The sequence below is a fragment of the Bacillus mexicanus genome (genome assembly GCF_050445615.1).
Lineage (GTDB): Bacteria > Bacillota > Bacilli > Bacillales > Bacillaceae > Bacillus > Bacillus mexicanus.
The window spans coordinates 613,610-625,786 of sequence record NZ_JBCEYV010000003.1; the positions used below are offsets into that span (position 1 = coordinate 613,610).

The window sequence follows — 12,177 nt, forward strand, 5'->3', positions numbered from 1 at the left end:
CCTCACCTCTCCAATACATTTTTAAAAAAAATTTAAATCCCTATCCTCATCATTAACTGCAAACAAAAAAGAGGTTCTTAAAAGAACCTCTACACCTTTATCCCCTGAACCAGTATCTCAATGATAAGTTGAAATCCTCCGGCCGCTAAAAACGCAATAATTTTTATCGGCAAACTTATTAAGTTTGGTGGTAGCATAACCATTCCCAACAACATAACTACAGCGGCTACAATCATATCAATAACTACGAAGGCACACATTATCAGAGCGCCCATTCCTAAAGCATCGTGTAATTGGGTAATCATATTAGCTAAGGCAGCAACCATAAAAGGAACGTCTGCTTTTTTCTTTATTTCAACATCTGCTAATTTAGCAGCCATTTTTATCTCATCTTGATCTGCGTTCTTAATCATATAACTTTTTAACGGTTTTTCAGCTTTTTCCACTGCTTGTTCAAATTTCACATCGCCATTTTTATAAGGTACATATGCGTCATTATAAATATCTTTAACAACAGGCGACATAACAAACAAAGTAATTATCAAGGCTAAACCGCTAATCACCTGGTTCGGCGGAGTAGTTGCAGTTCCTAGCGCTTGTCTAGTCAAAGATAGAACAATTACGATTTTTACATAACAAGTTAAACTAATAACAAGAGCCGGCAAAAAAGATAATAAGGTGATTATCACAAATATTTCAACTGACGAAGATAAATTACCACTATTTCCAACATTTAAATTCACCAATGATGAGTCGGCCGCAAAAGTGGTTTGATTCCAAAACAATGAAAATAGAAGTATACTTAATGTCGAAATTATTACTTTATTCTTCATTTTTATATACTTCCCCTAGTTCTTTGAAGGACATCTGATGTTCTTCGCCCATTATTTCTTTTTCCCATTTTTCTTGTTTTTTGTCCAGACTATTAGTTTGTAATTTCTGAAAAGCTACACCACTTTGTCCATAAGCTAAAGCAAAATACTCTTCACCTATTTTAACAACTGTTATTTTTTGCCCAATCCCCAGTTGAAACCCATCATCAATAACTTTTATATGATCACTTCGTTTAAGTCCAGAAAAAGTCCTTCCCTTGGTTTTTTTGTATAACCAATAAACAAGAGCTAACAAGGGGAGGAAAATCAAAATCATACTCAAAAAACTTAAAAACATAAAGTGTACCTTCCTTTGAGTTATTTATCTTCGTTTTGAGAAGGAGCAATACGTTCTCCAGAAGGTAAAATATCCACGATTCTTACCCCAAAACAATCATCAACAACTGTAATTTCTCCTTTTGCAAATACTCGTTCCTTTACCATAATATCTACGGGCTCACCCGCAAACCTATTTAATTTAACAGTATCTCCTTCACTAAACTTTAAAACTTCCTCGAATGTTTTTTCAATATTTGCAAATACTACTCTTACAGGTAAATTTATATCACCTAGTTTTTCAATATCTTCTAATGAAACATTACTTTTTTTATCTTCCGTTAACTCTTCTAAAATAACAGGCTGCACTTCTTTTTGTTCGCTGGATTCACTTTCTAACGAAACTTCTTCAGGTTTATCATTATTTTCAAAATCATTACTCATAAATTTCGCTTACGCGGTTCCTCCTAACTTTACTCATCTGTTTCATTTTTCAATAATTCTTCTTTAACTTTTTCAATTTTTTCTTCTTTCCCTTCTACCTCTTTAACCATACCTATAATTTTAACTCCAGCCTTTCCTTCCACAGACCCAATTTTACCAATGAATTTCGCTTCTCCCCCGAAATTACAGATAACTGGATTTTCAATTGGATTTAATACAAGAGTATCTCCTAAATTTAATTGTAGTAATTCTTCTACAGTTAGTTCCACAACTCCTAATTCAACTTCGAAGTTTTCTTTTGTTTGCAACAAATTGTCACATAAATAAAATACTTGTTCTGGAGGTGTATCTATTTTTCGATTCTTCAGTACATTATCTGTGTTTAAATTTTCTATATTCATTTCTATAGATAGATAAGGAATAACAAATTGTATCTGCGTATATTCATTACCCACTCTTACATCGAATGTGACTAACGCAGCCATATCTTGGGGAAGAGTTATTTTAGCGTATTGAGGATCAGTTTCGATCCTTTCGATATTATAGGAGAAATCCCAAACATTTTTAAATGCTTCTTTAAGGGGTGGATATAAACAATTTTCAATTAGATGTTCTACAGTTAGTTTTTCAAAATCAGTTATGTTTTTCTTTACTGTTTTTATTTTCCCGAATGCTCCCCCTCCTTGTTTTGAATGAACACATAATAGGAATCCTACATCCATTTGCACTATGATTTGTTCTTTATCTTCTAGGTTAGTTACAACAAAGACATATTCGTCTTTTTCTCTTTTATCTGTATATTCAGAAGCAAACGGAATTTGCTCAACTTTTTTGACCTCAACTTCAGCTGGCATTCTTAATAAACCAGATAAATCAGTTGCGAAATTTCGAGCAAATATTGATAGAATGGAATCTAAACTTCTTAAATTTTCGAAACTAAATTTATCCGGTCTGTCAAAATCATAAACACCAAGACCTTGATTTGTTTTATCTTCCACTAAATTTCACCTCATTCGTTATTTAAAATTAATTCAACATTTTTAGATTTATAAGGTTTAGGCAAAAAACGCTTGACTCCTAAATTCATTCCTTGTGCAATTATTTCATCACTTAGACTAACACCACCGCATAAAATAACTTCTATTAGAGGTTCGATTTCTCTGATCTTTTTCAAAATTTTTAATCCATCATCTCTTTTAATTTCTAAATCTAAAAACAAATAGTCAAACTCTCTACCTTTTTCTTTATTTATTATTAGAGTCTCTAGTAATTCTTTTCGATTATTAACTTCGACAATAATATAATCATTTACTTCTTCAATCATATTTCTCAACATAGACCGACTATAAATAGTGTCATCACAAATGATGATCCGCTTATACATCTTGTAAACCTTCTTTATCTATCAATATTTTTTTTAGTCTTATACTCATCTCTCCATCATCATTTCTTAAGACATCTCCATATGCATAATATTTATCATTTACATAAACTCTAAGAATATTTAATAGAGAGTCTTCTAATTTTATAGTGGTTCCCTTCCTCCACATTAAAATTTCATTAACTGTCTTCTCTGATTTGCCTACTTCAACTACAATATATAGAGGAATGTTTTTAATCCAATTAGGATCTTGATTCTTTTTCAATTTCAAACTCACCTTTCAATGATTTTTTTATAATTTCTGATTCAAATGCTTTTATTTTTTTTATAATTTCTTCCTCTCGCTCAACAACCGTAATAATTTTCCCATTATCCATAAATATATTACTAGTTTGACTAATAGTACTTTCAATTGTTACAACTCTTCGATGATTAACAAGTATCTTTGTTTTATCTTCATCAGTTTTTGTTAAATAGATCATTATATATCTCCTCATTTCGGAAAAAAGCTGAATATCAATATTGTTTTTTTGTTTTTTTTATTTTTCCTTTAAAAAACACTCAGGTTGCCTCCTGAGTGTTTTTTAATAAATTCAATTTATCGAATTAAATTTATTGCTACATCTAATACTTGACTAGAAACTGATATGTTTTTCGAATTTGCTGTATATGCCTTTTGATAAAACATCAACTCGGTGAGTTCAGTTGCAGTATCTACGTTAGAACTTTCTAAACTACCAGCTTTTATTGTCCCTTTATCTCCTAAACCAGATACTCCAATAGAAGCCTCTCCCGAATTTGCAGTAACGGAAAAGTAGTTCTCTCCTTGAGCTGATAAACCAGAAGGATTAGCAAACGTGGCAACAGCAACTTGACCAATATCTTTTATCGAACCATCACTAAAGTATCCTGTTATGATACCGCCATCACCAATTGTATAACTTTTTAATGTAGCAGACGGGAAACCATCAGAATCTTTAACTGTAACACTATCATCCGCTGCAACACCCGTTATATAAGACAAGTCAACATTAACTGACATAGCTTTCCCTGTCGTTTGGGGAATAAAATCAAGTTTAGCATTCCCATTGGTACCGGAACCAGTTTTAGAAACCATTTGTCCATTTGAATCATAGCCTAATTTTCCAACCTCAGCAATTTGAAAGTTTGCTGTAGATGGGGCTCCCCCGCCTTTATAATTTACGGTAAACCATTGATTAGTTCCATCATCTAATGATATTGTCTGATCATTGTCAGTTACTGTTTTTGATATAATCGTTGTCCCAGACGGATCTTTGACTGTAATATCAACAGTACCTGTCGTAGCACCCGGGGAAGTAGAAAAAGTGTAATTACCTTTTTGAATTTTAGATGCAATTTCACTCGATGGTTGTAAAACTGCTTTTTCTATACTAGCCGATTTAATGAAGTCATTAGCTGGCGAAGCAATATAAGTATATTCTGCTGGAGCGGTCCCTGTCTTAATGATATTTAAATCAACATCGTGTCTAGCTCCCAAAGAATCATATGTAGGAATCTGCATCCCCACTACATTTCCCACCTCTGATGTTGCATTCAAATTACCCTTTACAGAGGCGTTTTTTGATTCAACAGGTTTAGAAACTTGATTAATATTTATTTCAAGCGGACTAACACCTGCACTAGTATTTATTTTTCCAGTGATTTGATCTACATTCCAACCTAATACGTATTGCCCTCCTGAAGTAACTAATTTACTATCAGAAGACAATTCAAAAGATCCGTCACGAGTATATAGTTTTTCATTGCCATCAGCATTTCCCGCAACGAAATACCCCTCACCAGAAATAGCTAAATCTGTATTTTTACCGGTACTAGTTAATGTCCCTTGGCTTAAGTCTAGAGACAGCCCTTTCATCTTGACTCCGTTTCCTTGTTCAATAGGGTTAATTCCTGAATATTCATCTGTTGGCGATGTAGCTGCTCTATATTGTTGATAATATAAATCTTCAAACATAGCTTGTCGAGCTTTATATCCAGTTGTTTTAGCGTTGGCTAGATTGTTTCCTGTAACAGCAAGTCCATCTGCCATTGCCTTCATACCAGAAATGCCTTGATAAAATGAACGCATCATAGGTTATCACACCTTTTCAATAAAAAGAAAAAATATTTATATGTAAATGTTGTTAATATTTAGACACACTGACAATACTACTTACATTTTGAGATGTTCCATCTTCTAGTTCAAATATAATGTCATCTCCATCTTTACCAACAGAAAGAACATTTCCTTCTTTATAACCAGAGTCAGTTTCAACCTTAACCTTTTTCCCAATCAGATCAACATAATTATTTATTGGGTTTTGTCCTTTTACACTTTCAGACAGATCTTCTAATATTTCTTTCATACTGTTGGTATTCTGAATCTGTGCTAGTTGAGTCATTTGTTGCATCATATCACTATTTGACATCGGTTCTAAAGGGTCCTGGCTTTGCAAGGAAGATACTAATAAACTAAGAAACCCTTCTTGATCTATAGTAGTATTATTTGATGATGATTTATCACTCGAAGTAGTTGATGTTGTTGAGTTAATTGGACTTGTTACGTTGTCTACTGCCATTGTTATTTTGTTTACCTCCCTGTGACTGATTATCTTTTTTATTTCTTTCTTCTTCTGAATCTTTATTCTGTTTTAATTCTATTCTTACTTCGATCCCTTTATCTCTCATTTCTGATTTGACTTCACTTAAAATGCCGTCTAATTTATCTTTCATACTATCAGTCATATCAGCCTCTACTAAAATGTATGATTCTCTTTTCTCTACTACTATTCTCAATTGCTCATCTTGTTCCTTTAATAACAATGATACTTTTTGACGGTTCTCAATTCTAAAATCCGCTAATTTATCGATCTCTTGTTTGAATGAACTAATCCAATCCCCCATTTTCATTGGACTTTCTTTTACACTTGCAACCTGCCAATTAGAATGGTTATGTTGATGGAAGTTTACTTCTTTACTAACATTGGAATTTTGAATTTCAATTCTCTGTTTTTTTATTTCTTCAAATATATTATTTTTTGAATCGTAATCATCACTTTTATTGATTTTTCTTAAATTATGGGGTTTTACATTTGAATTTTCTGTTGTTTCTGTATTTTGTAGTCCAATGTTTTGTTCTTCACTTGGAAAAATCATTTTATTTTTTTCGCTTTTTTCTTTTGTCTCTACATTTTCTGTTTTTGCTTCTTTAGTTATCAACTCATTTTTCATTTCGATAACCTGTTTATTATTCTTATCCAAAGATTCCATTATTTTAGTTAATTTCTCTTTTTTAATTTCTACTTTGATATCTAAATTTCCACTGCTTATCTTTTCTCTAATTTCTTTCAAACTAATTGAATCTTTCGAATTCGTGATTCTTTTCTTATTTTCAATTATTAGATCATCAATAAGTTTAGAAATTTCTTTTTTCTCTTCAGGTTTTGTTATGTTTTTTTCTAGTTTCACAAGTTTTTGCAATGAAATGTCGATCTTTTCTTGTCGCTTTGCATTAAGTTTAGATTCCACATTTTCATTAATTGGGCTTACTTCCTTCTTGTTCTTAGTTATGTTCACGTCCCCATTGCCTTTTTTTAAATTCTTATTAAATATATTTTCAAATAATTTAGTCTCGCGTTTTTCTCTATTGGATACTTTATTTTTTCCTTGTTCGTTACCACTATTAACTTCAATCTTCATAATCAATCCACCCACTTATTTTAAATACCGCTTTGAAATATAATCGTTTTGAATACTTTTTATTTCTTTTTTTGTTTTCATCTCTATCACTTCATTTTCCTTTTTTTCTTTTTGTTCAATGATCTTTTCCTTCCTTTGTTTTATGCGCATATATTCTTTTTTGAAGGCCAATATTTCATAGTCTATTTTATTTATTTTTGACAATATATTTTGACTTTCGTTATAATCCATCATCCTGTTAAAATAAGAAATCGAAGGAGAAATTTCTTTTTTCTCCTTCATTTCTTTTTCCAATTCCTTTTTAATTTTTTCTTGACTCAACAGGATGTTTTCTAATGCTTTTTTATTGGCGTTTTTTTCTTTAAGAACCAACTCTAACGAAGTTAGCTCTTGCTTCACCCTAATTAAGGCTAGTTCATATACGTTCTTTTTTTTCATTTAGCATCTTCCTATCCTAGTAATTCATTCATCATCTTAACCGTTAAATCTAAATCACTTGATTCTTTTAAATCTTGCTGAAGAAGAAAGTTGATTTTTTTATGCAGCATAATAGCTCGATCTATTTCAGGATCTTTCCCTCGTTCTATTAATCCTAGGTTATATTGATCTTCAATCTCATTATAAATACTGATATATTTCTTTATTTCTCTCGACGCTCTCCAGTGATTATCGTCAACCACTTCTTGCATTACACGCGAAACCGAAGACAACACATCGATGGCTGGAAAATGGTTTTTATCTGCTAATCGCCTAGTTAGAACAATATGTCCATCTAAAATCCCTCTGGCCATATCAGGTATTGGTCCGTCAAAATCATCCCCTTCTACCAAAACAGTATATATACCAGTAATACTCCCCTTTTCGTTGTTTCCTGATCGTTCTAAAAGTCTTTGTAAGCTTGGTTCCATACCCAATGTTTTCCCACCAGCGAGTGGTATGTCTCCATTTGCTATATCTAATATTCTTCTTGCCATTGCAAACCTCGTTACAGAATCCATCATTAGCAAAACTCTTTTGCCTTTATCTCTAAACTCTTCTGCAATCCTAGTTGCTAATTCCGCTGCTTTAATTTGCATCAAGGACGATTCATCAGAAGTGGATACAACCACAACAGAACGTCTCATTCCTTCTTCTCCTAACTCTCTTTCAATAAATTCTCTTACTTCTCTACCACGTTCACCGATTAGTGCTATAACATTTATTTCTTCTGTCGAACGCCTTGCTAACAGTCCTAAAAGTGTGGATTTTCCGACTCCAGTTCCTGCGAAAATTCCTATTTTCTGCCCTCTACCAATAGTTAGGAATCCGTCTATCGCTTTTATCTTTGTTTCAATTGCATCTTTTATTCGCAGCCTTTTTAATGGACTTGGCGGTTTAGATGCAGTTTTCCATTCAACTTTTTCTTTAAATCGATATCCGTCCATAGACTCTCCATATGCATTAATAACTTTACCTAATAAATTAACAGGATCACTGGGTAATTCGATTTTATTTGATAATTCATACAGTTTATCTCCTTTAACCAAACTGCTTCCATAATCTAAAGGCATAAGAACATTATGTTTTTCTTTAATACCTACTACTTCGAATTTCGTATTTTGTTCCCTACTTTCAAAAATAGACCCAATCGGTACGATTGGGCCTTTAGATAAGATGAAGTTTTCATAAACTTCTTCTATCACTGCGGCTCTAGAAATAAGAGATTTTTTTTGTATTTTTTGTTTAAGTTCAGTTAAGTAGGTCATTATTCAATACCCACTCCTCTATAATTTTTTTTAAGTTGTTGATCTTATTTTGAATCGTCGAATCAATCCATTCTGATTCTGTTTCAACTAATACGTCAAATTCATTTAATTTGATATCAGCAATCCACTCTATTTTTCGTTCATACCAGTTTTGCGATTCAATTTTCTCCTTTACTTTTGGATGTACTCGAATCCAAATTGTTTTACTTTTGTCATTCACTTGATCAATGGCTTCTTTAATTATTCCCTTCACCTGTTCATCACTTGATTCCAGGCTTTCTTTAACTAATATTTTTTTAACAGATTCCATAACAATCTCTAATAATTCCCTATCATTTTCTTCTAACCACTTTTCTTTTTTTTCTTCAATTTTTTGTTTTATTTCTTTTTGATAGTGGTTGGCCTCTTCATATAGACTCTCTATTTTTGAAAATCTTTCTTCCCACTCTATCCGCATTGATTGTTCTGTATCAGATCTTACTTCTAGTATTGCTTCTTCTTTAGCCTTTTCCCTACCGCTTCTATACGCATCTTCTGTAATTTTTTCTATTTCATCTAATGCTTTTTTCATTTCTTTTTCTTTAAAGTCATTTATTTCTTTTTTACACTCTTCGAGTTTCATATGAGAGGTTTTTTTTATATATTCTTCTTTTCTAGAAGCAACATACTCTCCTATATGTATATTTTCATTTTTAGAGACCGGTTTTTTTATAATTTTATTATTAGAATATGACATCTCCGCCACCTCTATCGATTACAATCTCTTTATTTCTTTCTAATTCTTTAACAACGTTAGCGATTTTTTGTTGTGCTTCCTCTGAATCTTCTCTTCTAATCGGTCCTAATCCTTCTAATTCTTCATCCAATATATCTTTTCTTTGTTTAGGGAAAGAAGCCATAATTTTTTCTTTTAATTCTATACTAGCTGTTTTAATTGCCTTAGCGATAAGTTCATTATCCGTAATAACAGAGAATACTTTTTGCAACGATCTAGAATCCAACATACTTATATCTTCGAATACAAACATATTATCTTTTATACTTTTTGAAAGCTCAGGATTTTTTTCATCCAAAGCTTCAAAGAATACTCTCTCTGTAGCTCTTGTGACACCATTTAATATACTTACTATATTTTTAACTCCATTTGTTTCCGGCGAAACATCAGAGAAACTAAAATTTTGTATTTTTTTACCTAAGTATTCTTCCCATTTGGCGATTACAGCAGGATTTGTTTGTCCCATAAGAGCAATACATTCACCCACATCTCTCATTTTTTCTTTTGGTAAAGTAGCAAACAATTCGGCTGCCATATTTGGTTTCATATAACTCGCCAACAAAGCTATTAATTGTGGTTCTTCATTTACCAATAACGTGACTAATGGCGAGACATCTTTTATATTTTTAAGTGATTCAAATATATTTTTCTCATCAGTAAATATATTTTGTAAGATGTGATCTTGTTCATCTTCAGATAAAATACCTTCCATAATTTTTTTAACTCGTTCAACCCCTGACTCAATCAATCCATTAGGATTTCCTCTTAGAACCCCCAGATACTCTTCGATAGAAGTTTGCACTTCGTCAAAATCATCAACTTTTAGTTTTCCTATAGCCCTTAAAACTTCTCTTTTGTCAGAATCTTTCAAGTGAACAAAAATTTGTTTAGCTGTATCCTCGTGAACAAATCCCATTAAGATTGCAGCCCTTTCTGGGCCGGTTAATTCTTTTGCCATCTAACCCCTCCTAAACAATAAGCCGACCCGAGTTAGGTCAGCTTATTTTTTTATTTTTTCAGCATTTTACTAATTACGTCCGCTGTTTCTTTTGGGAATTTTTTCGCTACATCATTCGTTAGACTTCTTAAATCTTTTTGTTCTTTATTCCATTCAATATTAAAATTGTCTTCCATATCACCTAATTCGCCATCTTTTTCTTTATTCTCAAAATCTTCATTGTGAATCTCTTCCTCTTCCAACGGAATAGAAGCCTCATCATAAATCATTTCTTCATCGGATAATTGTCTCTTTTTCTTTTTAGATCGAAGTATAAAAAATACAATTAAACCTATGATAACAATTAGCAGTAACCCAGCCCCAACATATCCATACCAAGGAATTTTGTTGAAGAATCCTTTGTCTGTTTCTGTTGCATCATCACTTTTGCCTTTATTTAATTCTTGTGCAAAATTCTTTTTAGTCACTTTAACAGACCCGTTATTATAAACAGCTTTGTCGTTTGCAACCCTTTTAACTTCTCCAGTTAGTCCCGAAGCAACTGCAACCATCTCTTCAGCATCATATAAATCCGTTTGGGTTAATGTTGTATCATCAAACCAAATAGAAACGTTTGTATTTCTTAATTCAGGTTGTTTGATAACCTTTTCAACCGTTTCTCCTACTTTAAAGTTTTGAATAATTTTATCCTTGTCTTCAACCGATAATATGTTTTTTGGATCTACGTTTTTCATTTCATAATTAGGAACTTCTCCGTTTGTATCAGTTCCAGGAATAGTTGCATCTTTACCAGTAATACTCCTACTTTTATCGATGTCTTCTTCTTTAGAAACCAAAGTTCCATTAGGATCATATTTCGTAATATTTCTTACAATCTCGTCAAAGTTTATATCAACATTAACAATAACCTTAACTCTACCGTAAACTTCTGATAAGGCATTTCCTAGCTCTGTTTCTAATTGTTTTTTAGTTTCATCAACAATTTGCCTTTGTTTATTTAAACTTGTTTCCTTAGTGTCCGTAGAAGAAAGAGGGTTTAAATTTTGGTCCACAACTTGGACATCTTCAGCTTTTACATCATTTATTGCACCAGCGACGTATACTTGTACCGCCTTTACTTGCTCAGATGATAATTCATAACCTGATTTTAATTTAAGAGCTACTGAAACTTTTTTTTCAGTTTTTTCATCAGTGAATATACTTTCCTCTTTATCTTTTGGCAGCTTGACATCAGCACTTGATATTCCATCAAACATTCCTTCTAAACTTTTATTCAATTCATCTTGTAATGCATTTTGATATTGAACATCTTTGTCGTATTTAGTAGATCCCAAACTCAAATTATTAAAGTTATCAAGTCCACCAGAAGTATCTCCTTCTGGTAATCCCTCTAAAGCCAGTTCTTTTTTTATTTTAATCGTATCGCCGCTCACCAATATTCCACTGTTTTCGGAATCAACCTTATAATCAATACCTTTATCTGATAAATATTTCTCTATGTTTGTTTCGTCTTTTGTAGTTAATCCCGAATATAAAACTTGATATTTATCCGGCATAAAAAAGCTAAAAATAATAAATAATATTAATGCTAATAATGCCGTCCCTATTGCAACTTTTATTGGAGTATTTATATTTCTCCATTTTTCTTGCAGCATTTGGATACGCTGGTTCATTTCAGCAACACCTTACCTAGTTTAGATTTGCATATTGAATAGTTGATTTACACCTTGAACCACTTTATCTCGTACAGAAGCTGCAAATGACATTTGCAATTCTGCTTGTTGAAGCTCGATTAAAGCACCGTGCGAATCATCAGATTTTCCAGACAAAACATCTGCCATATCTGTTTTTGCTTGTACTTGAGTGTTTTCCATTGATGAAATAGAATCCAAAATTTGTTCAAACATTGTAGAATTAGCTGACTTTTCATTAGATCCCATATTCAAAGCTTGATCAACTTTTAATTCAACAGGCGGCAGACTTGAAATTGTTTGCATATTTTACAC

Annotated in this window: 16 protein-coding genes; all 16 read right to left on the reverse strand. The window is 32.1% G+C overall.

What is annotated here, in order from left to right:
- Positions 1-89: 89 nt before the first annotated feature.
- The 16 genes from AAGG74_RS18335 to fliE all read right to left on the reverse strand — a co-directional run bounded on the left by AAGG74_RS18335 (position 90) and on the right by fliE (position 12,168).
- A complete protein-coding gene (locus AAGG74_RS18335; protein WP_429676654.1) occupies positions 90-833 on the reverse strand; it encodes a flagellar type III secretion system pore protein FliP in 744 nt (247 codons plus the stop codon).
- Positions 823-1,170 (reverse strand): flagellar biosynthetic protein FliO, encoded by a 348-nt coding sequence (locus tag AAGG74_RS18340; RefSeq protein ID WP_429676655.1) that lies wholly within the window; start codon positions 1,168-1,170, stop codon positions 823-825. The genes AAGG74_RS18335 and AAGG74_RS18340 overlap by 11 nt, the downstream gene beginning before the upstream one ends.
- A 20-nt stretch (positions 1,171-1,190) precedes the next feature.
- Positions 1,191-1,592 (reverse strand): FliM/FliN family flagellar motor switch protein, encoded by a 402-nt coding sequence (locus AAGG74_RS18345; RefSeq protein ID WP_429676656.1) that lies wholly within the window; start codon positions 1,590-1,592, stop codon positions 1,191-1,193.
- Positions 1,593-1,621: 29 nt separating this feature from the next.
- Entirely contained in the window at positions 1,622-2,590 is a 969-nt protein-coding gene (locus AAGG74_RS18350; protein ID WP_429676657.1) for a flagellar motor switch protein FliM, read from the reverse strand.
- An 11-nt stretch (positions 2,591-2,601) separates the two neighbouring features.
- Entirely contained in the window at positions 2,602-2,976 is a 375-nt protein-coding gene (locus AAGG74_RS18355; protein WP_429676658.1) for a response regulator transcription factor, read from the reverse strand.
- A complete protein-coding gene (locus tag AAGG74_RS18360; protein WP_429676659.1) occupies positions 2,969-3,238 on the reverse strand; it encodes a FliM/FliN family flagellar motor switch protein in 270 nt (89 codons plus the stop codon). The genes AAGG74_RS18355 and AAGG74_RS18360 overlap by 8 nt, the downstream gene beginning before the upstream one ends.
- Entirely contained in the window at positions 3,216-3,455 is a 240-nt protein-coding gene (locus tag AAGG74_RS18365; RefSeq protein ID WP_429676660.1) for a flagellar FlbD family protein, read from the reverse strand. The genes AAGG74_RS18360 and AAGG74_RS18365 overlap by 23 nt, the downstream gene beginning before the upstream one ends.
- Before the next feature lie 116 nt (positions 3,456-3,571).
- Positions 3,572-5,086: a flagellar hook protein FlgE gene (locus tag AAGG74_RS18370; RefSeq protein ID WP_429676661.1), complete on the reverse strand. Its 1,515-nt coding sequence runs from the start codon at positions 5,084-5,086 to the stop codon at positions 3,572-3,574.
- A gap of 52 nt (positions 5,087-5,138) precedes the next feature.
- The gene (locus AAGG74_RS18375) at positions 5,139-5,573 is read right to left on the reverse strand and encodes a flagellar hook capping FlgD N-terminal domain-containing protein (protein WP_429676662.1); all 435 of its coding nucleotides are present in this window, start codon (positions 5,571-5,573) and stop codon (positions 5,139-5,141) included.
- Positions 5,542-6,693: a hypothetical protein gene (locus AAGG74_RS18380; protein ID WP_429676663.1), complete on the reverse strand. Its 1,152-nt coding sequence runs from the start codon at positions 6,691-6,693 to the stop codon at positions 5,542-5,544. Before AAGG74_RS18380 ends, AAGG74_RS18375 begins: the two co-directional genes overlap by 32 nt.
- 15 nt (positions 6,694-6,708) lie before the next feature.
- On the reverse strand, positions 6,709-7,131 hold the full coding sequence (locus AAGG74_RS18385; protein WP_429676664.1) for a hypothetical protein: 423 nt from the start codon (positions 7,129-7,131) through the stop codon (positions 6,709-6,711).
- Positions 7,132-7,142: 11 nt separating this feature from the next.
- Positions 7,143-8,438, reverse strand: a complete 1,296-nt coding sequence (locus AAGG74_RS18390; protein ID WP_429676665.1) for a FliI/YscN family ATPase — start codon at positions 8,436-8,438, stop codon at positions 7,143-7,145.
- Complete coding sequence (locus tag AAGG74_RS18395) at positions 8,422-9,174, reverse strand: FliH/SctL family protein (RefSeq protein WP_429676666.1); 753 nt, start codon at positions 9,172-9,174, stop codon at positions 8,422-8,424. The genes AAGG74_RS18390 and AAGG74_RS18395 overlap by 17 nt, the downstream gene beginning before the upstream one ends.
- Positions 9,161-10,171, reverse strand: coding sequence for a flagellar motor switch protein FliG (locus tag AAGG74_RS18400; RefSeq protein WP_429676667.1), 1,011 nt, complete (start codon positions 10,169-10,171; stop codon positions 9,161-9,163). Before AAGG74_RS18400 ends, AAGG74_RS18395 begins: the two co-directional genes overlap by 14 nt.
- A gap of 50 nt (positions 10,172-10,221) precedes the next feature.
- Entirely contained in the window at positions 10,222-11,844 is a 1,623-nt protein-coding gene (locus tag AAGG74_RS18405; RefSeq protein ID WP_429676668.1) for a flagellar M-ring protein FliF C-terminal domain-containing protein, read from the reverse strand.
- 21 nt (positions 11,845-11,865) lie between these two features.
- On the reverse strand, positions 11,866-12,168 hold the full coding sequence (gene fliE / locus AAGG74_RS18410; protein WP_429676669.1) for a flagellar hook-basal body complex protein FliE: 303 nt from the start codon (positions 12,166-12,168) through the stop codon (positions 11,866-11,868).
- Positions 12,169-12,177: the final 9 nt, after the last annotated feature.

Bases quoted from the DNA above. Each gene is read 5' to 3' on its own strand.
- AAGG74_RS18335 (WP_429676654.1), bottom strand. From the start codon at position 833: ATGAAGAATAAAGTAATAATTTCGACATTAAGTATACTTCTATTTTCA.
- AAGG74_RS18340 (WP_429676655.1), bottom strand. From the start codon at position 1,170: ATGTTTTTAAGTTTTTTGAGTATGATTTTGATTTTCCTCCCCTTGTTA.
- AAGG74_RS18345 (WP_429676656.1), bottom strand. From the start codon at position 1,592: ATGAGTAATGATTTTGAAAATAATGATAAACCTGAAGAAGTTTCGTTA.
- AAGG74_RS18355 (WP_429676658.1), bottom strand. From the start codon at position 2,976: ATGTATAAGCGGATCATCATTTGTGATGACACTATTTATAGTCGGTCT.
- AAGG74_RS18365 (WP_429676660.1), bottom strand. From the start codon at position 3,455: ATGATCTATTTAACAAAAACTGATGAAGATAAAACAAAGATACTTGTT.
- AAGG74_RS18370 (WP_429676661.1), bottom strand. From the start codon at position 5,086: ATGATGCGTTCATTTTATCAAGGCATTTCTGGTATGAAGGCAATGGCA.
- AAGG74_RS18375 (WP_429676662.1), bottom strand. From the start codon at position 5,573: ATGGCAGTAGACAACGTAACAAGTCCAATTAACTCAACAACATCAACT.
- AAGG74_RS18380 (WP_429676663.1), bottom strand. From the start codon at position 6,693: ATGAAGATTGAAGTTAATAGTGGTAACGAACAAGGAAAAAATAAAGTA.
- AAGG74_RS18385 (WP_429676664.1), bottom strand. From the start codon at position 7,131: ATGAAAAAAAAGAACGTATATGAACTAGCCTTAATTAGGGTGAAGCAA.
- AAGG74_RS18390 (WP_429676665.1), bottom strand. From the start codon at position 8,438: ATGACCTACTTAACTGAACTTAAACAAAAAATACAAAAAAAATCTCTT.
- AAGG74_RS18395 (WP_429676666.1), bottom strand. From the start codon at position 9,174: ATGTCATATTCTAATAATAAAATTATAAAAAAACCGGTCTCTAAAAAT.
- AAGG74_RS18400 (WP_429676667.1), bottom strand. From the start codon at position 10,171: ATGGCAAAAGAATTAACCGGCCCAGAAAGGGCTGCAATCTTAATGGGA.
- AAGG74_RS18405 (WP_429676668.1), bottom strand. From the start codon at position 11,844: ATGAACCAGCGTATCCAAATGCTGCAAGAAAAATGGAGAAATATAAAT.
- fliE (WP_429676669.1), bottom strand. From the start codon at position 12,168: ATGCAAACAATTTCAAGTCTGCCGCCTGTTGAATTAAAAGTTGATCAA.